Genomic DNA, 26,987 nt, shown 5'->3' on the forward strand with positions numbered 1-26,987 from the left:
TGATGCATCACTTTATAATAAAAACATAGAAATTAGAGGATGATTATGAAAATACTGACAACAATAAATGATCTAAAAAACCTAGATCAATTACTTAATGTTTCTGATGGCTTAATCTTAGGAGATGAAAGATTTGCTAAAACATTAACCCTTGATTTAGGTTCAAACATGATTGATACAATCAAACAAATAAATAATGCAAAAAAAGAAGTTTTTATTCTTCTTAATAAAATTTATACAGATAAAGAACTAAGTGAAGTTAAAAACTTTATTTTATCTTTGCCTAATGATTTAATTACTGCATATATCGGTGCTGATATAGGCTTATTAGAAACTTTTAAAACTTTAGGTCTACTTGAAAAATTTGTATATAATCCTGAAACTTTACTAACAAATGACGTTGATTTTAATGATTTGTCTAACCTAAATATTAAAGGTGCATTTGTTTCTAAAGAGATTACTCTAGATGATATATATGAAATTGGTAAACTAAAAAAATATGAATTATTTTATTTTGGTCATGGACATATGTCAATGTTTTATTCTAAAAGAATGATGCTTCAAACATTTAGTGATTATCAAAATAAAACTAACAACCTACACTTTAATAAAAACTTAAGATTAAGTGAAGCAAAAAGACCAAATGAAAGTTATCCAATATTAGAAGATACATCTGGAACGCATGTATTTAGAGGGTATGTTTTAAATAGTTTTGATGCAATGGATAAACTAAATGAAGTAGTTGATTACTTTATTGTAGATACACTATTATTAGATGATGCATATGCATTAGAAGTTATTCCAATGTATAAAAATATAAAATTAGATGAAAATGTAAAAATCAAATTACTAGAAACATATAATCAAACTTGGCATGAAGGTTTTCTATTTGATGAATCAACAATTAAGGGTGAAAAAAAATGACTGAACTACTCGCTCCAGCAGGAGATTTAGATAAATTAAAAATAGCAATTATATATGGTGCAGATGCTGTCTTTATTGGTGGTAAGTCTTTTAGCTTGCGTGCTAATGCATCAAATTTTACAAAAGAAGATTTAATTGAAGGATGTAATTTTGCCCATAAGTTTGGTAAAAAAGTTTATGTAACAACCAATGTTATACCACATCAAAAAGATAAAGAAGGACTAATTGAGTATTTAAAGACTTTAGAAGAAGCTAAAGTTGATGCAATTATTGCAGCAAGCCCACTAATTATTAATACAGCACTTGAACATACAAATTTAGAAGTTCATATATCAACCCAGCAATCAGCACTTAATATTCCAACAGTAAACTATTGGTACAATAAAGGTGCAACACGCGTGGTTTTAGGTAGAGATATTAGTTTAGATGATATAGAACATATTACCAAAAATGTGAAATCAGAAATTGAAGTATTTATTCATGGTGGTATGTGTGCTGGTTATAGCGGACGTTGTGCGCTATCTAACCACTTAACTAATAGAGATGCTAACAGAGGTGGATGTGCACATACTTGTCGCTGGTTTTTTGATTTGAAACAAGATGAAGAATTAACAACAAATATACCATTTAGCATGGGTTCAAAAGATTTAAGTGCCGTAAAAGAAATTACAAGACTGATGGATATTGGTGTACATTCATTAAAAATAGAAGGACGAATGAAGTCACTTCACTATATTGCAACTGTTGTAAATACATATCGCCAAATAATAGATGAATATAAAGAAACAAAAACAATAAAAGACTATCAAAAATATGCAGATATGTTAGCATATGCTGAAAATAGAGAAACTTCTCACGGATTCTTTTACGGATTACCTACTAAAGATGAGCAACTCTATGAAAAAAGAAGTGAACGTGTGATGCAAAACTTTGTTGGGTTAATTCTTGATTATAATAAAGAAACTAAGTTTGCTACTGTTGAAACTAAAAACGTATTTTTAAATGAAGAATTAGAGATATTTTCTCCAAGTAAAGAACCTATCAAGTTTATGAATGAGAAAATGTATAATAAAGATGGCCAATTAATTAACCGTGCAGCCAGAGCTAGAGAACAAATTCAAGTATATATACCATTTGAAGTCAAACCATTTGATATGCTACGTGCGAAAAGAACATAAATTCAAACCTCTTATCCTATAATAGAACTATAAAGGATAGGAGGTTTTTTATATGAAAACAATGAAACAAAAACCAATTACAGTATTGGGTAAGCAATTAAATGTGGGTGATATGGCACTTGATTTTGTTGCAGTAAATAATGATTTAAAGGATGTATCATTTTTTCATACATTCAAAAATGATTACGTATTAATTAGTGTTGTTCCAAGTTTAGATACATCTGTATGTGATATACAAACACGTACCATAAATGAGCGACTTGCAAGTTATAAAAATGTTGATTTTATTACCATTTCTAATGACCTACCTTTTGCTCAAAAAAGATGGTGTGGTGCAAACGGATTAACCATTCATACATTAAGTGATCATAAAGATTTAGACTTTTCAACCAAATATGGGCTCCTTATTAAAGAACTTAGATTACTTGCTCGTGCTGTGATTTTACTTGATCAAAAAAGAAAAGTAATATATGTAGAGTACTTAGATGAAATGAGTAATCATCCAAACTACGATAAACTGTTTAATTTCTTAGATTTATTATAATAATATATTAGAATCATAAAGGATAGTATACCTTTATTTAAGTCCCATTTTATGATAAAATAACATAGATATAAAAAGGATGTGACTTGAATGGGTTTTTTCGCACGATTATTTAAAAAGAAACCAAAAAATGATAAATATCAAATGGGCTTACATAAAAGTAAAGAGTCTTTTGATAACTTAAAAAGATTATTAGATGAATCAGATGATATTAATGATGATTTGTTTGATTCTATTGAAGATTTATTAATTTCTGCAGATATTGGTGTTGAAACTGTTTTACATTTTACAAATGAATTAAGAAATGAAGTTAAAAATAAAAAATTTGAATCACCAAGCGATTTAAGTGAAACGATTGTCGACAAGTTATTTGAAATATATTTAAAAGATGAGTTTGTTGATACAACACTTAATTTTGTTGATGGCAATGTGAATGTCTTTTTATTTGTAGGAGTAAATGGCGTAGGTAAGACTACAACAATTGGTAAATTAGCTAAGCAATATAAAGATCAAGGAAAAAAAGTATTGATGGTTGCAGGCGATACATTTAGAGCTGGTGCAATAGAGCAACTTCATGAGTGGAGTAAACGTGCTAAGGTGGACTTTTATCAAAAGGATGCAGGATCTGATCCATCATCAGTAATTTTTGAAGCACTTCAAAAAGCTCAAAAAGAAAAATATGATTTAGTATTAGTTGACACTGCAGGAAGACTTCAAAATAAAGTTAATCTAATGAATGAATTATCAAAAATGAAACGAGTTATTGAAAAAGTATTGCCTGAAGGACCACAAGAAACGCTTTTAGTTATTGATGCAACAACTGGTCAAAATGGTATGAATCAGGCTAAAGTCTTTAATGAGGCAACAGATTTAACAGGAATTGTACTTACCAAACTTGATGGTACAGCTAAAGGTGGTATTGTTCTTGCAATTCGTCATCTATATAATCTTCCAATTAAGTATGTTGGATTAGGTGAAAAAATAGATGATTTAGTACCATTTGATATTGAAGATTATATCTATAATTTATTCAAAGGATTTTTCTAATGGAAAACTTAGAGAAAATAGAATATTTAAATATTCTTTATAGTTACTATGGTGAACTTTTAACTGATAAACAAAAAGAGTATTATACAAATTATTATCATCAAGACCTATCCTTACAAGAAATTTCAGAAATATTTAATGTGTCTAGAAATGCAGTTCATACACAATTAAAAAATGTTGAAAAACACTTGTATCATTTTGAGGATAAATTAAAATTAGTTGAATTAAATGAAAAAAGAAAATCTATTATTGAAAAATTAGAACAATCAAAAGATTTCAAATATTTAGATGAATTAAGAAAGTTGGATGAATAATGGCAAATTCACTCTCTGATCGCCTACAGATGTTTGTAAGACGTGCCACTGGTCGTGGACGTTTAACAGAAAAAGATATTGAGGAAATGATGCGTGAAGTACGTTTGTCTTTATTAGAAGCAGACGTAAATTTTAAAATTGTAAAAGAATTTACAAATAATGTAAAACAACAAGCACTTGGTGAAAAAATATTAAGTGGATTAAATCCGGGACAACAAGTTGTAAAAATTGTCCATGATGAGTTAAAACGTGTCATGGGTGAAGAAACTGTTGGACTTATCTATGCTAATACGGGTATGTCGACTATTATGACAATTGGTCTTCAAGGTAGTGGTAAAACTACGGCTATTGGTAAACTCGGACTACATATTCGTAAAAAAGATAAAAAGAAAGTTATGTTTATTGCAGCAGATGTATATAGACCGGCTGCAATTGATCAACTTGTTACAATTGGTAAAGGTTTAAGTATTCATGTATATGAAGAAGGTATAAAAGATGCACGCATCATAGTTAAAAATGGTATTAAATATGCCAAAGAAAATAATTATGATGTAGTTATTGTTGATACTGCTGGACGTTTAACAATTGATGAAGACATGATGCAAGAATTAAAAGATGTTAAAGATATTTTGAAACCAAATGAAATATTATTAACAGTTGATGCAATGATGGGGCAAGAAGCTGCTAATGTTGCAAAATCTTTCCATGATCAAATTGGTGCTACAGGTGTTATCTTAACCAAGATGGATGGAGATACACGTGGTGGTGCTGCACTATCTATTCGTGAAATCTCTCAAATACCTATTAAGTTTGCAAGTAGCGGAGAAAAAATGGATAGTTTAGAAACTTTCCATCCGGACCGTATGGCTTCTCGTATTTTAGGTATGGGTGATGTACTTTCATTAATTGATGAAGTTACAGCAAACATAGATGAAGATGAAGCCAAATCAATGATGGAAAAGATGATGAGTGATTCTTATAATTACTTAGATCTTCAAAAACAATTTAAAATGATTAAACGTATGGGATCAATTACAAAACTTTTAGGCTTTATTCCTGGTGCAGGCAAAATGAAAGAAGCTTTATCTCAAGTAGATGACAAGCAATTTGACCGCATTAATGTTATCATACAAAGTATGACAGAAGATGAAAGAAAATATCCGGAACTCATTGATAAATCATCTAAAAGACGTGAAAGAATTGCTAAAGGTGCTGGAGTTGAAGTATCAGATGTTAACCGATTAAGACAATCCTTAGTACAACAAAAACAGATGATGAAACAAATGTCTAATATGGATGAAAAACAACTTGAAAGACTACAAAAAAATCCTAGTAGTTTCCAGCCAGTCCAACCTAAAGCCAAAAAGGGTAAAGGTAAGGGTAAAGGCGGATTTAGATTTTAAAAATTATAAGGTAGAATCCTTTTAGGATACTACCTTTCATTATAAAATGTATAAGTTATCCACAAATATTGTGGAAAACTTATTAGAATAACTGTGTTAAAATACAGTCATAAGAAGGGATAATTATATGAAAAAATTAACGCTAGTCGACGGTAATTCGCTACTTTTTAGAGCTTATTATGCAACTGCATATCCTGGTGCTAAAGTTTTACAAACTTCAACTGGTATTTATACAAATGCCGTTTTTGCATTTAGTGGTATGATAGATAAAATAATTGAAATATCAAACTCACATATGCTAATAGCATTTGATACAGGAGAGCCTACACATCGTCACCTTGCATATGATGAATATAAAGCTGGAAGAAAACAAATGCCTGAGGAATTAGGCATGCAAATACCTTTAATTCATGAACTTATTAAATATCTTGGTATTAAAGATTTTTCTTTAGCTGGTTATGAAGCAGATGATATAATCGGAACACTTGCAAAACTTGCAGAAAAATCCGGTTATGAAGTAGATGTTTTTTCATCTGATTATGACCTACTTCAACTTGTAAGTGAAAAAGTAACAGTTCATATGCTTAAAAAAGGTATGAAGGTAGTTGAAACTTATACACCCGAATCACTTTTAAGTACTTATGGTTTAACACATGAACAATTTATAGATTTTAAAGCATTAATTGGCGATAAATCAGATAATATACCAGGTGTACCTGGCGTTGGTGAAAAAACAGCTACGAAATTGTTAATTGAATATGGTACTTTAGAAAATATTTTAGATAAAGCATCCGAAATAAAGGGTAAACTTGGTGAAAATATTAGAAACAATAAAGATCAAGCCTTGTTTTCTAAAGAATTATGTACAATCCACACTGAAACACCTCTTCCATTTACACTAGATGATATAGTAACGGGTCCTGTTGATGAAGAAAATTTAATTAATTTTTATAAAAAATTAGAACTTAAACAGTTGGTTATTTCCTATAATAAGAAGAACCCTGAATCAACTCAAACGCCTACAAATGAACCATTTAAATACCAACAATTAGAAACTGAAGAAGAAATTCTTTCTATTTTAAATCAAAACTTGGCTATTTATTTTGAATTTTCAGACTTTAACTATCATAAGGCTGAACTTTGGGGTGTGGGTGTAAGTAATGGAAAAAAGAATTATTTTATTTCTTATGAAACCTTTTATAATTCTACTGTTTTTAAATCATATTTACTTGATAAAACTTATGAAAAATATACATATCATTATAAAGGAAGTAAAGTTTTTTTAAGAAAAATAGGTAATGAATTTAATAATGTAACCTATGATTTATTACTTGCAGCTTATTTAATTCAACCAAGTATTGGCAAACAAGATTTCACATTCATCGCTCAAAGTTTTGATATTACAGACATTCAATATGATGAAGAAATATATGGTAAAGGTGCTAAAAAAGCATTACCATTGCTTCCTGATGAATATGAAGCTCATATAGCTAAAAAAGCTCAAATAATCTATAAATTAAAAGATCATACACTTGATATATTAAAAGAAAGAGAACAATTAAGTTTACTTAATGATATTGAACTACCGCTTTCTGATGTTTTAGCAGATATGGAATATCAAGGATTAAAGGTAGATCTTGTAGAACTAGATAAGCAAATTAAAGATTTAAACCAAAGACTAGACACTTTGCGCCAAACAATACTTAAACAAGCAGGTATAGACTTTAATGTTGACAGTCCAAAACAGTTAGGTGAGGTTTTATTTGATAATTTAGGACTACCAAATGGAAAGAAAACCAAAACCGGATATTCAACAGATATTGACGTCTTAAACAGTCTTATAACGAGACATCCAATCATCCAAAACATTATAGATTATCGTCAATTAAATAAACTATATTCAACTTATTTAATAGGTATTAGAGATTCTGTATTTGAGGATAACAAAGTTCATACAATCTATAATCAAGCATTAACCCTTACAGGTAGATTATCAAGCTTGGAACCTAACTTACAAAATATACCAATTCGTACTGAAGAAGGTCGACAAATTAGAAAACTATTTATTCCTAATAATGAAAATCTATTTGTAGGTGCAGACTACTCACAAATTGAATTGCGTGTTTTAGCTGAAATGGCGAATGTAGAAAATTTAAAAAAATCATTTTTAAATGATGAAGATATTCATACATCAACTGCTCAAAAAGTTTTTCATGTAGAAACAGTAGATAGCGAACAACGTAGACGTGCTAAGGCTGTTAACTTTGGTATCATTTATGGAATAGGACCATGGAGCCTATCAGAAGATATTAATGTTACAGTTAAAGAAGCAGAATCATTTATCAATAGATATTTAGAGGTTTATCCTGAAATTAAAGATTACATGACTAATATCGTTACATTTGCTAAAGATAATGGATATGTTAAAACACTATTAAACCGCAGACGTTATATACCTGAGATTAATTCAAAAGTATATAACCTAAGAGAATTTGGAAAACGTACAAGTTTAAATGCACCTATTCAAGGTAGTGCTGCAGATATTATTAAAATTGCGATGATAGATTTATTTAAATATTTAAATGAAAATAACAAAAAATCAAAACTTATCTTACAAGTACATGACGAACTCATACTAGAGGTGGTTCCAGAAGAACTTGAAGAAATGAAAAAAATGGTACCAAAAATTATGGAAAATGCTTATCCTTTAAGTGTGAGACTAAAAACCTCATGCGATATAGGTAGCAATTGGTACGAACTAAAGTAAGGATGTAATAAAATGCCCGAATTACCTGAAGTAGAAACCATTAGAAGAAATTTACATTCAATCATATTAAATGAAGTCATTGATGAGTGTATTGTTTATTATAGACCTATAGTTTCAAATGATTTAACATTTGAAAAAAAATTAAAGGGTCAAAAAATCAATGATATCCAAAGACAGGCAAAATATTTAAAATTCATTTTAGATGATTATGTTTTAATCTCACACTTACGTATGGAAGGTAAGTATTTTATGGATGCTTTTAAATCTAAACATATTCATGTAGTTTTTAAATTTAAAAGTGGGCACACATTAAGTTATGAAGATACTAGAAAGTTTGGTCGATTTGAACTTATAGATATTAAGGATAAAGATACATATTTACATGATGTAAAAAAACTAGCACCTGATCCTAATAAAATCGATCTAAATACATTCTATTTAAGTATCAAAACTAGAAACAAAACCATTAAAGAAATACTTCTAGATCAAACAATTATTGGTGGTATCGGTAATATTTATGCAAATGAAATCTTATATTTATCTAAAATACATCCTTCTAAAAAGGGCTTTCTAATCACATATGAGGAATCTAAAACACTACTTGACTACTCAAATATAGTGTTAAATAAAGCAATCTTGATGGGTGGATCAACAATTGATACATATGAATCCTTAGGCCATAAGGGCATGTTTCAGCAAGAATTAAAAGTGCATGGTAAAAATAATGAAACATGCAAAGTATGTGGTGATAAAATTAAAAAATATCAACTTAAAGGACGCGGTACTTATATATGTCCAACGTGTCAAAAATCACATATCATTGCAATTACTGGTGGTATTGCAACGGGAAAAACAACCGCTACAAATTATTTACGTAAAAAAGGTTTTGTAGTGATTGATGCAGACTTAATCGTGCATGAATTATATAAAAACGAAAGTTTTAGTTATATAATCGGAAAAACATTTAATGCTCTAACAGGTAATATATTAGATAAGCAAAAACTTGCATCCGTTATATTTTCAAATAAAAAACATAAAAAGAAGTTAGAAGATATAATACATCCACTCGTTTATAACGAAATAGAAAAACAAAAAGCAAGTTTAAACGAACATATATTGTTTTTAGATATACCACTTTTATTTGAATCTAATTATTCAACTTATGATGAATCTATTTTAATTGATACCTCTTCAACACTACAATTAACTAGGCTAATGGATAGAAACAAATTAAATGAACAAGAAGCAATGAAAAGAATTAAAGCACAAATGCCTTTAAGCAAAAAAAGGAAATTAGCAACACTTATAATAAAAAATACATCAAGTAAAGAAGCGTTATATAATAAACTTGACCAAATTTTAGAAAGGTATAAATAATGAAACCCAAGCATACTTTTAGTATCATTACACAATCTGGATTATCAAGCGATGAATGGAAAGTTTTAGGACTTTTATATCAACCACTTATTGGTTCGGATGCTTTTTCACTATATCATACCTTCTATCATTTGCTGAATCAAAGAAATTATCAATCTGAAGTATTTACAAATCAGTTTCTTATGGATTTATTAAACATTAAAATTGATCAATTAACTGAAGCTACACAAAAGTTAGAAGCAATTAATTTACTAAATACTTTTAAACAAAATGAACATACAGTCTATCAATTAAAATCACCATTAACACCAAGAGGTTTTATACAAGATACTGTATTAGGACAATTTTTACTCACTGAAATGGGTAAAAATATGTATAATCAATTAACCAATATTTTTAAAGTAGAAAAAGTTGATTTAACAGGATATACTGAGGTAACTAAAAACTTTGATGATGTATTTAACTTCATTGATGGGCATCATTTTTATGACTCAGATGTTTATTTAGGTAAAAAAAGCAATTTAGGCGTTCAAATTAAAGATCAAATCAATTATGAGGCTTTTGTTGAAAAATTACCAAACCGAGCTAAAAAACCAATATTAATGTCTAGACTAACCAAAGATACCATCCAAAAATTGGTCTTTGTCTACGAATTTTCTATTGACGAAATTGTTGATTTATATATAAAAACCGTGTTACCAAATGGCGATATTGACTTAGGACAACTAAGTTTTAAAGCTCAAAACTATTATCAAAATAAAAAGAAAGACTTACCAGTTGTTTCAGAAACAAAAGCATTAAATGATACAGAAACAGCCATTAACTACTTAAAAACTGTTTCACCAATTAGAATTATAGAACTTTATGCTAAAGATGATTATCAAATGATGTCAACAGATACGGTCATGCAACTAATGGAACGTAATCAAGTAGAAATTGGTATAATTAATGCATTGTTGTTACATATTCTTAAATTTAAAGAAGGTCATCTACCACATTTAACTTACCTAGAAAAAGTATTAGAAACTTGGATTAAAAAAGGTATACGTAAAACAGAAGATGCTTATCATGAAGTATTAAATAAATCTAATTTTGATGATAAAACTAAAAAGAGTACATCAAAAACTAAACAAGTAACTAAAAATCCTCAATGGGTTGATGATTATTTAGAAGAACTTAAAAAAGAATTTGAAGAGGGAAAATAAGATGTTAGACGATATTAAACGCATCATTAAAAATGATAAAGAAACTAAAAACTTAAAACTTAATGATGACGATTTATTAGTTGTTTACCAGTACATTCTTCAAAGAGATAGCAACATACACCAAGACTTCATTCCTAAACTTATTTTAAAACCAGATGTTCATATTATCTATGAACCTACTAAAGAGAAAATAAAAAAAGATCTAACAAAATCAATTATAAAAAATTTAGAAACATTCGAATCAGATATTTATATTGCTGATACGACATTAGATGATTTTATTATTAGTGATGACCTACAACAACAAGCAATTGATTATGCAAAACAAATCATAGCTAATAAAGATAAATATATGCCAGGACTATATTTATATGGATCTTATGGAACAGGGAAAAGTTATCTTTTAAGTGGACTGGCAAATGAATTAACAAAAAACCATATTGATGTAGTTTATGCTTTTGTACCAGATTTAATTAGGACACTAAAAGCAGCAATATCAACAAACCAACTTGAAAAAAGAATTAATATATTAAAACGAACTAAAGTCTTAATATTAGATGATTTGGGTGGCGAGAATATGTCTATATGGTTTAGAGATGAAGTACTGCTTCCAATACTACATTACCGTTTAAATGCCAACTTACAAGTGCATATTTCAAGTAATGTAAACTATGTAGATTTGGCTCGTGTAATGACTTTAGGCAATGAAAATGATCAAATAAGAGTTGTTCGAATCATTAAAAGAATACAAGATTTAACAAAGACCTTTAAACTTGAAAAAAGATTCAAAAAAGATTGATTTTTTAATAAATCAGTGTAAAATATGATAGAAGCAATGAAAAGGACATGATTTTAAGTTGACCCGTATTAAAAGCGATGTAAGAATAGGTGAAAGCTTACAAAATAAACTTAAAAATTACCACCTTGGAGCTAGCTTAAACCAATAAGCTCGTTAATCTAGCGTTAATAGATAAACTTTTAAGTGCATACATAATTAATGTATGAATTAAGGTGGTACCGCGGAATTTTATTTCGTCCTTACATGTTTTTTTGTAGGGACTTTTATTTTTATAGATAATCAAAGGAGAAATATAGATATGATAAAGATTACATTTCCAGATGGCAGTCAAAAAGAATTTAATAAAGGTGTAGAAGTTATAGAAATAGCAAAATCTATATCTATTTCACTTGCTAAAAAAGTTATTGCAGCCAAGTTCAATGATGATTTAATTGAAATTAATAGAAAACTTGATACGGATGGTAGTTTAGTTTTATTAACTGCAAAAGATAAACTTGCATTTAATGTTTTAAATCATTCTGCAGCACATTTGCTAGCACAATCAATTAGAGCATATTATCCATCAACATATTTTGGTGTTGGACCATCCATTGAAGAAGGTTTTTATTATGATGTTGATTTTGGTGATACTGTCTTTTCTGAGAGTGACTTATTAAAAATTGAAAAGAAAATGCATGAGTTAAGTCAAAAAGATTTTCCAATTGTTAGACATGAAGTTAGCTATGAAAAAGCAAAAGAAATCTTTAAAAACGATCCATATAAACTTGAATTAATTGAAGTTTATAAAGACAGTGGTTTAACGGTCTATGAACAAGGAGATTTTATAGATTTATGTCGTGGTGGACATGTACCAAGCACACGTTATATTAAACACTTTAAATTATTGAGTATTGCAGGTGCTTATTGGCGTGCAGATGCTAAAAATAAGCAATTGGTAAGAATTTATGGTGTTGCGTTTTTTGAAAAAGAAGAACTTGATAAACATCTTATAATGTTAGAAGAAAGAAAATTAAGAGATCATCGTAAAATTGGTAAAGAATTAGATATTTTTATGACAAGTCAAGAAGTTGGTTCTGGTCTTCCTTTTTGGTTACCAAAAGGTGCAACTATTAGACGAATCATCGAGCGTTATATTACAGATAAAGAACTAGAATTAGGTTATCTACATGTATATACTCCGATTATGGCCAACGTTGAGTTTTACAAACAAAGTGGACACTGGGATCATTATCATGAAAATATGTACCCACCAATGGATTTAGGTGAAGGTGAAATGTTGGTACTTCGTCCAATGAACTGTCCACACCATATGATGATTTATAAAAAAGATATTCACTCATATAGAGAATTACCAATACGATTTGCAGAACTTGGTATGATGCACAGATATGAAAAATCAGGTGCATTAAGTGGATTACAACGTGTAAGAGAAATGACTTTAAACGATGCACATATTTTTGTAAGACCTGATCAAATTAGAGATGAATTTAAACGTGTAGTGCATTTGATTGTAGAGGTATATAAAGACTTTAAAATAACTGATTATTCATTTAGAGTTTCCTTAAGAGATCCAAAAAATACTGAAAAATATTTTGATGATGATCAAATGTGGAAAAAGGCTGAATCCGAATTAATTAGTGTCATGGATGAAATGGGCCTACCTTATGTAAAAGCAACCGGAGAAGCAGCCTTTTATGGTCCAAAACTAGATATTCAAGTTAAAACTGCTATGGGTATGGAAGAAACATTATCAACTGTTCAACTAGACTTCTTACTACCAGAAAGATTTGATTTAACATATGTTGGAGAAGATGGTAAGAATAACCATAGACCTGTTGTTATACACCGTGGTGTTGTCTCTACAATGGAAAGATTTGTTGCATACCTAATAGAAGAATATAAAGGTAGTTTCCCATTATGGTTAGCACCTACACAACTTAAATTAATACCGGTAAATTTAGATATTCATAAAGACTATGTCATGAATTTACATGAAAAACTTTCAAAACTAGGTTTCAGAGTAGAATCAGACTTTAGAAATGAAAAATTAGGTTATAAAATTAGAGAAGCACAAACACTTAAAATACCGTATCAACTAGTAGTTGGTGATAATGAACAAAACACACAAACAATTACTTATCGTCCTTATGGAAGTGATTCTCAAATAAACATAAAAATTGATGATTTTATCAAACGTCTACAAGAAAGACTCATAGATAAAAACTAAAAATATATGCAATTAGCAGATTTTCTAATGTAGTAGAATATCTGCTTTTTTCTAATATCATGTTATGATATTAATAGGTAATAAAACAATACACAAAAAAGAAAGGAAACAATTATGCTTGAAGTAAAAAACGTGACATTAAAATATGGTGACTTTATTGCAGTCGATGATTTATCTTTTGAAGTACAAAAAGGGGAAATATTTGGGTTATTAGGTACAAATGGAGCAGGTAAAACAACAACATTTAGAACAATTATGGGACTTTTATACCCATCTAGTGGTTTTGTTAGATATAACAATAAATTCGTATCATATGATACAGTAGATGAAATAGGCTATATGATTGAGGAACGTAGTTTATTAACTAAACTTACAGTTAAAGACTTAATATTATATTTTGGTCAATTAAAAAATGTTGAAGTGAAAACTATTTTAGAAAGACTAGATTACTGGTTAGATCGTTTTAACATAAAGGATTATAAAAATAAAAAAATTAAAGAGTTATCCAAAGGTAATCAACAAAAAATACAATTTATATCAGCACTAATTAATGAACCAAGTTTACTTGTATTAGATGAACCATTTAGTGGGCTTGATGTTATAAATATTGAGATGTTTGTTGAAGTCATTAGAGAGTATCAAAAAAAGGGATGTACAATTATCTTTTCATCTCATCAAATTGATCATGTTGAAAGTTTTTGTGAGCGACTTGTTGTACTTGAAAAAGGTAAACCAGTCATTACAGGATTAATTAAAGATGTAAAAAATGATTTTAAAAAACATAACATTAAAGTTATTGCAGACGGACTTGACCCTGAAAAAGTAATGGCAATACCAGGGGTATTTGAATGTAGAGAAAATGCAAAAGAGTGGGTCATAAAAATTGAATCTGATGATGTTGCACCTAAAGTTTTTGACTACATAAAGACATTAGAAAACATTCGTAAATACGATGTTGAACAAGCTAGTTTATCAGAAATATTTATTGCTAAGGTAGGTAAAAAGTATGAAGAAGCTTAAGTATTTAATTAAATATGGATTAAAAAAACGCTTATTTACTAAAGCATTTTATATTTCTACAGCAGTTATTGGATTACTTATAGTTGCAATTACATTACTACCTACAATTATTAATGTATTTACAGGTGAACCAACTGCTGAAAAAGTTGAAGACAAAATAACTGTGGTTAATACCACAGGTTATCTAGGATTTAATGATTTAATTGAAGATAACGTTAAATCTCAATTAGCCATACTTGGTTATGAAGATGATACACAATTCATTTTCACATCAGATGTACTTGAAATACCTAATAATGACTACTATACAAGTGAATATGATGAATCTGCAAGAGTTTATATTTATTTAGATCTTGAAGCAGGTATTTTAGTTCAAATATATGATCAAGGATTAAATGTAACTGTAAAAAATCTTATTCTAGGTCAAATAAGAGAACTTAATCGCTATAAGTATTTTATAGATAATAACACATCCACTGACATCATTTCTGATGTAATCTATGAAGAAATCATCAATCCAAACACTTCTAATAGTGAACTACAAATGATCGTATCTAGCTTATCAACACTTATAATTATTCCAATATTTATTATCATTACAATTGGACTTCAATTTATTGGAACAGAAATTATGGAAGAAAAATCAACTAAAGCTATTGAAATTATAATAGCCTCAGTACCACCTAGAACACACTTTTTTGCTAAAATATTATCAATTATGATATTTTTAGTCGTACAGCTATTAACTTATGTCTTATTTGGTTTAATAGGATATGGGTTAAATGAACTGATTGCTGGTAGTAGTTCAACAAATGCTGGTGCATGGGCATCAATTGTAGGTGAACTTGGAGTAATTATTTTACCTACACTAATTATTACATTATTTAGTGCAATTTTAGGTGCCCTAATATACTCAGTAATTGGAGCGTTTTTTGCATCCATGGCAGTAAACCAAGAAGATTATCAATCCATTCAAACACCTATTATGATGATCCTAATGATTTCTTATATGGGAGGGATTTTTGCAGGTAGTGCAAATATAAAGGAAGTCTTATTATTCTTTACATACTTCCCATTTAGTGCACCACTTGTATTACCGGTTGCTTATGCAGCAGGATATATAGGATATTTAGAAGTAATTATAAGCTTTTTAATCATGTTAGCTACAACTTCATTATTACTTCTGGTATTTACACCACTTTATAGAGCAAGTATTTTATCTTATGATCAATCAAAACTAATCAAACGTATTAAAAATACTTATCAAACATCAAAAGTTTTAAAAGAAAATCAAAAACAGTATGAGGAGAATCATAATTGACAAAATTAGAAACACTAATAGAAGAACTTAATAATATCGTTGATCCATCCTTAAATAAGACATTTAAAGAAGCTCAAAGTATCATCTCTTATCATATGGATGATAATGATGTATTAGAGCTAAAAATCGCATTAAAAAGCCGTAGAAAAGATGAATCAAATATTAAACTCGAAATTGCAAGATTAGTAAAAATTAAGCACGCTATTCCCGGTTTAAGGGTGGAATTTACGGATTCTAACTATAAATTAGAAGATGAAAATACTATCCAATATATAGGCATCATATCTGGCAAAGGCGGTGTTGGTAAATCAAGTGTAGCAGCTAATCTTGCGCTTGCTTTTGCAAACATGGGATTTAAAGTGGGTATTATTGATACAGATGTATATGGATCGAGTTTACCTAGTATTTTTAAATTACCCATTGAACCGCTTGATACATCAGAAGATGATGAATTAATACCGGCAAATTACGAAGATAAAGTTCAAGTAATCAGCCCAGAGTTTTTTATGCCTAAAGATCAACCACTGATGTGGCGTGGACCTATGCTAGGTAAATTAATTACACATTTTTTTAACAATGTATTATGGGATCCAGAAACAAAATATGTTTTTATGGATTTACCTCCAGGAACAGGAGATATTCAATTAGATGTACAAACATTTGTACCTGATGCTAAAATGATTCTAGTAACAACACCGCATCCTAATGCAAGTCATGTTGCATTAAAAGCAGGTTTAGGTGCTCAAGAAATTGGTCATGAAATATTAGGTGTTGTTGAAAATATGAGTTATTATTTTAATGAAGCAACTGGACAAAACGAATATTTATTTGGTCAAGGTGGGGGAGAAATAACTGCAAGTAAGTTAAATACAGAACTACTTATACAAATACCAATAAACCAACCTACAAACAAGGAAACATATCTATATAGTTTAGATGACATGAATGGTAAACTATATTATGCACTTGCAAAAAAAATACTTGAAAAACTTTAGTAAAGGATGTGAACATCTGTGGCCAAACTTAGAAAATTTTATGATTTAGATAATGCAGCAAAAATATTTCCTGTAGTAGCAAATGAATCACGCAGCTATATGTTTAGACTATCTGTTGTTTTTAAAGAACCAATTAAAATCGATATTTTACAACAGGCACTTAATAAAACAACTAAACGTTTTAGACACTTAAATGTTAGAATTCGTAAAGGATTATTTTGGTATTATTTTGAAGAAAATTTAAAAGAACCAATTATACAAAAAGAAGATGGAATGATTAACAAATATTTATTTTTTAGAGAAAATAATGACTTTTTATTCAGAACACTTTACTTTAAAGAAAGATTATCTGTAGAGTTTTTCCATGCTTTAACCGATGGTAAAGGCGCATTAGAGTTTATAAACTCACTAGCTTTAGAATATTTACTACTAGATGGTAAAAAAATAAATCCTGAAGGAATGGTTATTAGTGCAGATGCCGCAGCTACTTATCAAGAAGTAGAAGATGAGTTTAAAAAACTCTATCAGAAGAAAAAATTGCCAAAAATGAAAGAACCTAAGGCACATCATTTAACCGGTACATTTTATGCAAACAACTATAATGCAGTATTAAATGCATATATTGAAGTCGATGAATTAAAAAAAGTAAGTGAAAGTTTTAATGCATCAGTATCTGAACTTTTAGTTTCAATCATTATTTTATCAATTAAAAGAACAGGCGGATTAAAAAAATATAAACATCTACTAAGGGTATTTATCCCTGTAAATATGCGCCAATTTTATCCTTCTATTACACTAAGAAATTTTGTAAGTTTTATACGAGTCAACTATGATTTAAATGAACCGGAAAAAGAACTTAAAGAAATTATAAAGTTTGTTAAAGAAGAGATGAAAAAAGAACTTGATTTAGAAGATATGGTCAATCGTATTATACAAAATGTTAAATATGAACAAAATCCACTGCTTAGAATTACTCCACTACATCTAAAAATAATTGCTATGCGAAAAGCATATGATATTATTGGTGAATCACTCAATTCATTTGATATTTCTAATTTAGGATTAGTTAAATTACCAAAAGATATGGAACCATTTATCTCTCATTATCATTTTTCAATTGCCCCATCTAATGATACACCTAAAGCAATGGCAGTGGTAAGTTATAAAAATATAGTAAATATTTCATTTATTTCTAAAATAATCGAAAGAGATTTTGAAAAGGAATTTTTCAAAATTTTAAAAGAAATAAATATTACTTCTCAAATTGAAGGTAATAGTTGGGAGGTTGTTTAAATGAACTACTGTAAGCAATGCAACGCATATTATTTTAAAGAAGAAACATCATGTAAGATTTGTGGTAGACCACTGATTACTACAGATCATGAATCAAAGGTTTTAACTCAAGGTTACCCATCATTAAAGGTTAAAAAAAGAAAACGTAAAATGGTTTCTAAGATTTTTGGAATCATATCATTATCTGCAATATTAATTACTGGAATCATTAATTTACTAACATATGATTCAAATCCAACCTTATGGAGCCTATTAATTATTGGTCCAATAATTTATGGGTGGATATTATTAGTATCTCTTATATTAGCCAAGCATGAGTACCCACAAAAAATTAATAGACAAATCTTAGTAACAAGCACGCTTCTTATACTGATAGATATATTAATTGGTTACAAAGCATGGAGTCTTACTTATGTGGTTCCTGCTTTGATATTTGCTGCAACTGTAATCGTACCACTATTTGTTGCAAGTAAGCCGGAAAAATATTATCTTCATGCTCGTAGTTTACTGTTCTTGATTTTATTAAATATAATCGTTGGAATATTACCATTTATTTCAAATTTCATGATTGAAGGTGTTTACTGGACAGGTATCACACTGATATTATCAGGAATATTATTACTTTCTAGTATGTTTTTCTTTGCAAGAAAAGATACGTGGACAGAGTTTATAAAGATATTTAGACTATAAATAAAAGACAAAAACATCCTTTATACCTACTATAGGGTATGAAAGGATGTTTTTTTTATGAAACCAAGAGAAAAACTAATAAAGTATGGTGCTAAATCACTATTAAATGAAGAGTTAGTTGCTATTTTATTAAGAACCGGTACACAAAACAAACCAGTAATACAATTAGCTAAAGAAGTCTTAGAACTACTAGAAAATATAACGGATCTTAAAGTGTTAAGTGTTGAAGATTTAATGACAATTAAAGGTATATCTAATGCAAAAGCAACATCAATTATTGCATCAGTTGAACTGATTAGAAGAATTGATGAAAGAAAAGAACCTAAAAAATTAATATTTAAAGAGTCTAAAGATATTTATTATTTATTAAAAGAGGATATGACTTATTTAAATCAAGAGCATTTAAAAATTATATGTGTAGATGTTAAAGGAAAACTAATAAAAATAGAAACACTTTATATTGGTACAAACAATTATATATCTGTATCAATTAAAGAATTATTTAAGACTGCAATTAAGTTAAGTGCTTATGGTATTATATTAGTTCATAATCACCCTAGTGGTGATGCAACACCTAGTTTAGCTGATGATGAGTTAACTAGTAGGGTAGAAGAGGCAAGTGAAATATTAAATATTACACTCGTAGATCATATTATTATCGGTAAAAATCAATTTTACTCATATCGTGGTCAAAGAAGAGTCAAAGTTTGATATAATTAAATAAAAAAGGTAATAAGTATATGAAAAAAGGCACAAACAAAAAATTTTGGTACTTAATGGGTTCAGGTGTTGTTATACTCATTTTGTTGATGATTACTTCATCAGTAATTCAAATAGGTGAACGACTAGTAAACCTACATCCATATGCCCCATATATTTTTTATGGGTTATCTTTTATACTTCTTTATTTTTTAATTATAAGACCAACTTTAATTATTATATTTTCTCCATCATTTTCAATTGATACTACCTTAGATAATAATCCTAAAAGAGAATATAAAGTATTTAAACGAGTATCTAAAAGAATTTTAGAGCAAGAGGATCTACCTGAGGCAATGAGACAAAACTTAATTGACTCATATAATGATCCTAAAAAGCTTAGAGATGCATTAAATAATGTGTACAACAAGCACATTAAGAAGAAAATAAATAAAGTTATTAGAGAACATGCAAAAACTGTCATGGTTTCAACAGCAATATCACAAAATGGTAGATTAGACTTTATTACTGTAATTGTTGTAAATATTAAAATGATAAAAGAAATTGTTGTATTATGTGGATTTAGACCAAGTTATAGAAACTTAGCAAAATTGATTGTTAATGTATTTGTTACAGCACTGATTGCTGAAGGTTTAGAAAATATAAACATTAATGATGTACTTCCGACATCAACAATGAAAATGTTAGGTGAAATTCCTTTAATTAGACCTATTATGTCAAGTGTTGTTGAGGGCATATCAAATGCACTGCTGACACTTAGAATAGGTATAGTAACTAGAAAGTACTTATTTGATGATGCATCAGATTTAACTAAAGAAAAGATACGCTTTGGTGCGTTAGTTGAGGCTGCAAAACATCTACCTATGGTTATTGCAGATGGTTTATTTTTATTTCCTAAAACGGTTATGAATATCTTCAAACCCAAAAAGACACAGTTAGATCAACTAGATGAAGACGTAAATCCCACGAAATAACTATTTTAATTAAATATAGTAATATTTCGTACGCTTTACCTTGACAAAAACAGTAAAATCATATAAAATAATACTCGCGTTGTACCACATAGAAAAGGTTTATAAATGTCTGATTGACTACCTTAATAGTGAGTCTTCAAATTTAAATATAAGGAGGGAACACACATGTTTGCAATTATCAAAACAGGTGGTAAACAATTAAAAGTTACAGAAGGTCAAGAAATCTATGTTGAAAAACTAGATGTTGAAGCTGGTGATACTTATGAGTTTACTGAAGTTTTAGCAACTAACGAAAAAGTTGGTCAACCATTAGTTGAAGGCGCTAAAGTTATAGCAGAAGTCATCAAACAAGGTAGACAAAGTAAGATTATTGTTTTCAAATATAAAAGACGTAAAAATTATAGAAGAAAACAAGGTCATAGACAAGCTTACACTAAATTAGTTGTAAAATCCATTCAAGGCTAATGATTAAATATCGTTTTACGAAAGAAAATGGATATATCAAGACACTTACAGTCAAAGGACATGCATTATTTGGCGAATATGGCACAGATATTGTATGTAGTGCAGTATCAACTGCTTTAATTGTTAGTGTAAATGCAATTGAGGTCTTAGGATATAAAGAAAATTTTTATGCCAAGGTCGAAGAAGGAAACTTTGAATTAACTATCTATGAAACAAATGAAGTTATCGAAGGATTACTTAAAAATTTAGAATACACATTAAATGAGCTAGAAGCTCAATATAAAACATACATTAAAAACCATAAGGAGGGATAACATGTTAAAGATTAATATTCAGTTATTCGCATCTAAAAAAGGGGTAGGGTCCACAAGAAACGGTCGTGACTCTAGATCCCAAAGATTAGGACAAAAATTATCTGACGGACAATTCGCTTCAGCTGGTTCAATTATTTATCGCCAAAGAGGAACTAAAATTCATCCAGGCAATAACGTTGGACGCGGCGGAGATGATACTTTATTCGCTAAAGTAACAGGAACTGTTAAATATGAGCGTAAAGGTAAAAACCGTACGCAAGTATCAGTTTACGAAGCTTAAAATATTAAGGGTAATTGCAAATTACCCTTTTTTGTTGTAAAATTTTATTTCAAGGAGTAAAAAAATATGAGTGTATTTGTTGATGAAGTCACAGTTGAGTTAAAAGCTGGACGTGGTGGGAATGGAAAAGTTGCATATAGAAGAGAAGCCCATGTATCTATGGGGGGACCATCTGGTGGGAATGGTGGTTTGGGTGGTAACATCTTTTTTGTAGGTGATTCCGGAAAAAACACATTAATTGATTTAAAATATAATCGTCACATTCGTGCTGCAAATGGTGTACATGGTGGACCAAAGGGTATGCATGGTGCCAATGGTGAGGATCTTTTTGTTAGAGTCCCATTAGGCACGATTGTATATGATGAAAAAAATAATCTTGTTGGTGAAGTTTTAGAAAATGGTCAAAAATTACTTGTAGCTGCTGGAGGCAAAGGTGGACGTGGAAACATGGCATTTGCATCCAATAGAAATAAGGCACCAGACTTTGCTGAACAAGGTGATTTTGGTCAAACATATTTAGCACGCGTGGAACTTCAAGTGCTGGCGGATGTTGGTTTACTAGGCTATCCATCAGTTGGAAAATCTACCTTAATTTCTGCAATTTCTAATGCTAAAGCTAAAATAGCAGATTATCCTTTTACGACTCTTTACCCACAACTGGGTATGGTTCGTGTAGATAATGATGAATTTGTAATGGCTGATTTACCTGGATTAATAGAGTTTGCGCATTTAGGTGTTGGTTTAGGATTGCAGTTTTTAAAACACGTTGAACGTTGTAGAATATTACTACATATTGTTTCAATGGAATCAGAAAATCCATATGATGATTATTTAAAGATTAATAAGGAATTAGTTTTATATGATGAGTCATTAGAAAATCGAACTCAAATAGTTGTGGCGAGTAAAATGGATTTAGATGGTTCAAGACAAAAACTAGAGACTTTTAAAAAACAATTAGGTGATATTAAAGTTATAGAAATATCAGCAGTTACTCATCAAGGATTAGAAACGTTAAAACATGAAATTATTAAAACCTTAAAAGTAATACCTAAATTTGAACCTAAAGAAATTACTAAAGTATATACATTTGATGAAGTTAAAGAGTCTGATTTTATTGTTAAAATTGGTGATGATGGTATTGTTGATCTAAGTGGTGAAAAACTATTTGTATTGTTTAACCGTACTGATTTTAATAATGATTCAGCTGTTAAACGATTTGCTAGACAATTACGTGGGCTTGGTGTTGATGAAGCACTTAAGGATGCGGGTGTTAAAAATGGTGACATTGTTAGAATCTTTAGCTATGAATTTGAATATTTAGAGTAAGTTAAGTTTAAATCAATAAAAATGAAGAACTAATCCACATGATTAGTTTTTTTTATAAAAAAACTATAGAAGTTAATCTATAGTTTTAATGTTTTTTGTTTAAAAATGTAACTCTTTTTAGCGTCTTCTAACTCTTTTAAATATAAAACTTTTTCATGATTCTCAACTTTAAGTGTGAATTTTTGCATTTTCTTGTCATTTTCCTTAATGACTTGGTTTTTCTTATTTAAGATTTCTTTAAGATATTCAACCACTTGAGATCTTTTCTTATCAAACAATTGTTGTTTTTTGATAATTGACTGCTCTAAATTTGCTAATTTTTGTTTGTTTTGTTCAATCAGTTTATTTTCTGTATGTGTAAATCTAGATGATAGTTGAGTATTTTTAGTGCTCGTATTTTCTTGAAGGACCTTTAAATTTTTTTCTTTAACTAAAAGGAGTTCATTAAGTCTTAAAACTGCTTTTTGATTATTTTGATCAAGTTTTAGAACTTGTTTGTTATATTCTAAATTCATTTGTTCAATGACTGATTTTAAATTCGCATCTATTAACATCATTTCGTTTGTTAAGTTTGATTCTGATGACATAATTTGATCTTCTATAATCTTAATAGCTTTTCTTTTTTGTTCGAGTTCTAACTCTTTTTCTTTGAACAAAGAGTTTTTTATATTTAGGATTAATGAATCTTTTTCCTTGATTAGGTTTTCCAAATGAATATTAAATTCAGATAGAAGTTTTTTCTCACTTGTTTCTAACGCTGTCTTTTCGCTTTGAAGCTGTGATTGAACAGATTTTTGCTTTTGAGTAAAAGAGATTTTAAGTAAATTTTGTTTTTGCATTAAACTGTTAGATAATTTTACACTACCTCTTAATAGATCTTGATATAAGGAGTTATTTTGTTTTTCAAATAATTCTTCAATGTTAATAAATCCTTTTTGATATTCATTCATTATTTTATCAGTTAGATAAATAGGTTGATCTAATTTACTTGTAAGTGCCATTATACGGTCTTCATAGGATTCAAATAATTGTGAAACTTTTTTAATAGAAACAGTATAAAATACTTTTTGTTGTAGATAATTTTTAGCTTCTTTTTGATTTTTAATTGTAAGTTGACTTTTCTTATGATTTAAATCCTTATTTATATTTTCTAGTTGATTGTATAACTTTTCAATTTGAATTCCATTTTTAATAATTGTGGCATCTAAAGTAGCTATTTCAGATTCTAAGTTATTTAACTGTTTTGAAAGAAGTAACTTTTCTGCGGATAATTCCTTTTGACTTAAGTCTTTTTTCTCAACATTATTAATTAAAGACTGGATACGGTCTATATTAGATGATAATATAATGACTTGATCATCAAGTTGCTGATTCAGATGTTTTAGGTTTGAAATTTTATCGTCAATCACTCTAATTTTTTCTTGATAATCAGATACTAATATATTAATATCAGTATTTAATTTATCTGATGTTAAATCATTTATTTTTTGTTCTTGGAATGTGTTTAAATCAAATAAAAATTGATCTTTTGAATATTCTTGTAGTGTTTTTAGTTCTTTAAATACTTGTAAATAAAGTTGAATAAACTGCTTAACATCTTCAGGATGAGCAGGTATTTCATAAAAGTTAATTAAACTTAGCATGAAATGGTGATGTATATTATAAATTAAGTATATTTGATTAAATAAAAAGTGAACTCTAGAGTGTATAACCTCTAAATCTTTGGTAATCAATTCTTTCTTATTGTTAACTAACTCGAGTTGTTCATAAAAGTATAAGTTACTATCCTCTAGTGAGAGTTTAACCTTTAATGTATTATGTTTTAGATGTAGACTATTAGATAAATATTCGCTATAGGCTTGCTCTTGTTTTTTAAAGTGTTCAAGTTCTATTTCAAAAGCTGTTTTATCCTGCAAATATTTTAACTCATTGGCTTCTACAACGGATTCAAAGGTATGATTGATTAAATCTTTTTTTAATTTTTGATTAGCCAATTGTTGTTCTTTTAGTACGTTTTCTTTATCAATTTGTAATTGTAAAGTCATATTTAATACATTAGTTTCATGTTCTAATTTTAAGTCAAGTAATGAGATTTCATGTTTTTTATTTGTTCTAAAAACATTTAATTTATGATTTAGGCTATCTTCCTCATATTGATAGTGACTTAGATGGTAATTGGTATCATTTGATAGTAGATTGACATCTTTTTCAGAAATAGAATTGGCTATACTTAACTTTAAATCAAGTGGTGCAATTTGAGATAAGTGGTCATGATCAAGTCTATCCATTTCTAATTCGTATAGTTGCTTGATATGTTTTAATTGCTGCTCAATAACTTTTTGCTCATATATGTAGTTTTGTTCATTATTATATATAAGTTGTTTTTGTTCAATAATAATTTTTTTACCAAGCATGCGCCAATTAGATTTATCTTCAATAAGTTTGTATTCTAATATAGATAATTTATGATAATGCTCTTTCATTTTTGATTGAGTTTCTTTTTCGGTGCGAATAATTTGTTTATTAAGTTCGTTTTCTTGATTGCGTAAAAATTTTCTATGTTCTTTATTTAGAGTTTTAATTTCATCTTCAGTTGTCGCATCATTTACTAATTTTTTATGTTCTAAAGTTTTATCTTGTCTTTCTGAGGTGATTGCATCTCTAAAAGAACTCAGTTTGGAGTTTAATAATGAAATTGATTCTCCAGTTTCTTTGATTAGTTTTTCTTTTTCAATATTAAAGTTGTCAATAATTATATTAATATTATTTTTATGAGTCTCAACTTTATCTTTATATGTTTTTTCAAGTTCTTTATTATTTAATTGATAATCACTTTTTAATTTATCAAGTGCTGCTTCAAGTGGCTTTTTTTGAGATTCATAAACATCTTTAATATCTTTTAAAAGATCTGCCTTTTTAATCTTTAGATTATCAATAGATTTATTAAATTCTGTTAAGGCTTGATGATAATCACTTTTTATAGATAAGTATTTTTTATCTGATTGGTCACGGTAAAAGTTTTTTGTCTCATTAATTGATTTAATTTGAGTAGATATACTTTTTTCATAATCAGAAAGTTCATTATCAATTAAAAGCAAGTTGTTTGCATAAATTTCATTGATATTTGTTATATCTTCATGGTGATTAGATTCTAGTTTTTCAATAGATAATGCACTTTGTTTTTTAATGTTTATAATATTTCTTTCAATAATTGAAATTTCTTTTGAACGTATATTTTGTGCAGATGATTTAGATTGTAAAAAGACATCATATATTTCTGATAAAGAATTATTTATTTTATCAATTTCATGTGCCATTTGATTTTTTAAATTTATTAAATCTAAATTGGATTGTTCATCAAGTACTAATAATTCTTGATCAACTTGTTCATGTACAAGTTGAATGTTAGTTTTAAAAGTTTTAATTTTTTCAGAGAAAAGATGATTGAGTTTTTCTTGATTATCATTTGTATCTTTTAATACTAATTGATGAGCTTTTTCGAAAGACAAAAATTCTCTCTTGATATTTGAGAGTAAAGTTTTTAGTGGAGCCACTATAGATTTATATTTTTTATCCTTTTTAGCAAGTTCTTCAAGTGCTAAATTTGATTCTTTTATAAAGTCAAACAAGTATAATCACCTACATACCTAATTATATCATAATGCCTTAGTAGTAACATCTTAAATATCTATCTAAATATGAACTATAAATCTTTTAATTAAATTTATTATAAAAAAAAGAATGTATATTCTAGATTATGAACATAAAAGATTTGAATTTTATTAATATTTGTAAAACACTATA

General features: G+C 28.5%; 23 protein-coding genes and 1 other annotated feature. Of the genes, 22 read left to right on the top strand and 1 reads right to left on the bottom strand.

The window, feature by feature from the left end:
- The first annotated feature begins 45 nt into the window (after positions 1-45).
- The 22 genes from G324_RS0101000 to obgE all read left to right on the top strand — a co-directional run bounded on the left by G324_RS0101000 (position 46) and on the right by obgE (position 23,183).
- Complete coding sequence (locus G324_RS0101000; RefSeq protein ID WP_162146777.1) at positions 46-924, top strand: U32 family peptidase; 879 nt, start codon at positions 46-48, stop codon at positions 922-924.
- Complete coding sequence (locus G324_RS0101005; protein WP_025724537.1) at positions 921-2,102, top strand: peptidase U32 family protein; 1,182 nt, start codon at positions 921-923, stop codon at positions 2,100-2,102. The genes G324_RS0101000 and G324_RS0101005 overlap by 4 nt, the downstream gene beginning before the upstream one ends.
- 52 nt (positions 2,103-2,154) lie before the next feature.
- On the top strand, positions 2,155-2,646 hold the full coding sequence (tpx, locus tag G324_RS0101010) for a thiol peroxidase (protein ID WP_025724538.1): 492 nt from the start codon (positions 2,155-2,157) through the stop codon (positions 2,644-2,646).
- A gap of 90 nt (positions 2,647-2,736) precedes the next feature.
- The gene (gene ftsY, locus G324_RS0101015) at positions 2,737-3,693 is read left to right on the top strand and encodes a signal recognition particle-docking protein FtsY (protein WP_025724539.1); all 957 of its coding nucleotides are present in this window, start codon (positions 2,737-2,739) and stop codon (positions 3,691-3,693) included.
- Positions 3,693-4,007, top strand: a complete 315-nt coding sequence (gene ylxM, locus G324_RS0101020) for a YlxM family DNA-binding protein (RefSeq protein WP_025724540.1) — start codon at positions 3,693-3,695, stop codon at positions 4,005-4,007. The genes ftsY and ylxM overlap by 1 nt, the downstream gene beginning before the upstream one ends.
- Complete coding sequence (ffh, locus tag G324_RS0101025; protein WP_425393910.1) at positions 4,004-5,410, top strand: signal recognition particle protein; 1,407 nt, start codon at positions 4,004-4,006, stop codon at positions 5,408-5,410. The genes ylxM and ffh overlap by 4 nt, the downstream gene beginning before the upstream one ends.
- A gap of 127 nt (positions 5,411-5,537) precedes the next feature.
- Positions 5,538-8,177: a DNA polymerase I gene (polA, locus tag G324_RS0101030; RefSeq protein WP_025724542.1), complete on the top strand. Its 2,640-nt coding sequence runs from the start codon at positions 5,538-5,540 to the stop codon at positions 8,175-8,177.
- Between the two features lie 12 nt (positions 8,178-8,189).
- Entirely contained in the window at positions 8,190-9,554 is a 1,365-nt protein-coding gene (gene mutM / locus G324_RS07575; RefSeq protein WP_025724543.1) for a DNA-formamidopyrimidine glycosylase, read from the top strand.
- The gene (locus G324_RS0101040) at positions 9,554-10,759 is read left to right on the top strand and encodes a replication initiation and membrane attachment family protein (RefSeq protein ID WP_025724544.1); all 1,206 of its coding nucleotides are present in this window, start codon (positions 9,554-9,556) and stop codon (positions 10,757-10,759) included. Before mutM ends, G324_RS0101040 begins: the two co-directional genes overlap by 1 nt.
- A gap of 1 nt (position 10,760) precedes the next feature.
- Entirely contained in the window at positions 10,761-11,558 is a 798-nt protein-coding gene (locus G324_RS0101045; protein WP_162146778.1) for an ATP-binding protein, read from the top strand.
- A 27-nt stretch (positions 11,559-11,585) separates the two neighbouring features.
- Positions 11,586-11,802, top strand: a binding site (T-box leader).
- 54 nt (positions 11,803-11,856) lie between these two features.
- Positions 11,857-13,785, top strand: a complete 1,929-nt coding sequence (thrS, locus tag G324_RS0101050; RefSeq protein ID WP_025724546.1) for a threonine--tRNA ligase — start codon at positions 11,857-11,859, stop codon at positions 13,783-13,785.
- 114 nt (positions 13,786-13,899) lie between these two features.
- Complete coding sequence (locus G324_RS0101055) at positions 13,900-14,805, top strand: ABC transporter ATP-binding protein (protein ID WP_051457509.1); 906 nt, start codon at positions 13,900-13,902, stop codon at positions 14,803-14,805.
- Positions 14,792-16,126, top strand: a complete 1,335-nt coding sequence (locus G324_RS0101060; protein WP_162146779.1) for an ABC transporter permease — start codon at positions 14,792-14,794, stop codon at positions 16,124-16,126. The genes G324_RS0101055 and G324_RS0101060 overlap by 14 nt, the downstream gene beginning before the upstream one ends.
- Complete coding sequence (locus tag G324_RS0101065; protein WP_025724549.1) at positions 16,123-17,121, top strand: P-loop NTPase; 999 nt, start codon at positions 16,123-16,125, stop codon at positions 17,119-17,121. Before G324_RS0101060 ends, G324_RS0101065 begins: the two co-directional genes overlap by 4 nt.
- A gap of 18 nt (positions 17,122-17,139) precedes the next feature.
- A complete protein-coding gene (locus G324_RS0101070) occupies positions 17,140-18,414 on the top strand; it encodes a hypothetical protein (protein ID WP_025724550.1) in 1,275 nt (424 codons plus the stop codon).
- The gene (locus tag G324_RS0101075; RefSeq protein WP_025724551.1) at positions 18,415-19,104 is read left to right on the top strand and encodes a DUF6320 domain-containing protein; all 690 of its coding nucleotides are present in this window, start codon (positions 18,415-18,417) and stop codon (positions 19,102-19,104) included.
- 57 nt (positions 19,105-19,161) lie between these two features.
- Positions 19,162-19,815 (top strand): RadC family protein, encoded by a 654-nt coding sequence (radC, locus tag G324_RS0101080; protein ID WP_162146780.1) that lies wholly within the window; start codon positions 19,162-19,164, stop codon positions 19,813-19,815.
- 29 nt (positions 19,816-19,844) lie between these two features.
- On the top strand, positions 19,845-20,798 hold the full coding sequence (locus G324_RS0101085; protein ID WP_025724553.1) for a DUF697 domain-containing protein: 954 nt from the start codon (positions 19,845-19,847) through the stop codon (positions 20,796-20,798).
- Between the two features lie 165 nt (positions 20,799-20,963).
- Positions 20,964-21,263, top strand: a complete 300-nt coding sequence (rplU, locus tag G324_RS0101090) for a 50S ribosomal protein L21 (RefSeq protein ID WP_025724554.1) — start codon at positions 20,964-20,966, stop codon at positions 21,261-21,263.
- The gene (locus G324_RS0101095) at positions 21,263-21,577 is read left to right on the top strand and encodes a ribosomal-processing cysteine protease Prp (protein ID WP_025724555.1); all 315 of its coding nucleotides are present in this window, start codon (positions 21,263-21,265) and stop codon (positions 21,575-21,577) included. Before rplU ends, G324_RS0101095 begins: the two co-directional genes overlap by 1 nt.
- Before the next feature lies 1 nt (position 21,578).
- Positions 21,579-21,857: a 50S ribosomal protein L27 gene (gene rpmA / locus G324_RS0101100; protein WP_025724556.1), complete on the top strand. Its 279-nt coding sequence runs from the start codon at positions 21,579-21,581 to the stop codon at positions 21,855-21,857.
- 66 nt (positions 21,858-21,923) lie between these two features.
- Positions 21,924-23,183, top strand: coding sequence for a GTPase ObgE (obgE, locus tag G324_RS0101105; protein ID WP_025724557.1), 1,260 nt, complete (start codon positions 21,924-21,926; stop codon positions 23,181-23,183).
- Positions 23,184-23,260: 77 nt separating this feature from the next.
- Here obgE and G324_RS0101110 read toward each other — a convergent pair whose 3' ends face one another.
- Positions 23,261-26,812 (bottom strand): hypothetical protein, encoded by a 3,552-nt coding sequence (locus G324_RS0101110; protein WP_025724558.1) that lies wholly within the window; start codon positions 26,810-26,812, stop codon positions 23,261-23,263.
- Positions 26,813-26,987: the final 175 nt, after the last annotated feature.

Origin of the sequence: Acholeplasma granularum ATCC 19168 (assembly GCF_000526235.1) — a bacterium.
Lineage (GTDB): Bacteria > Bacillota_I > Bacilli_A > Acholeplasmatales > Acholeplasmataceae > Acholeplasma > Acholeplasma granularum.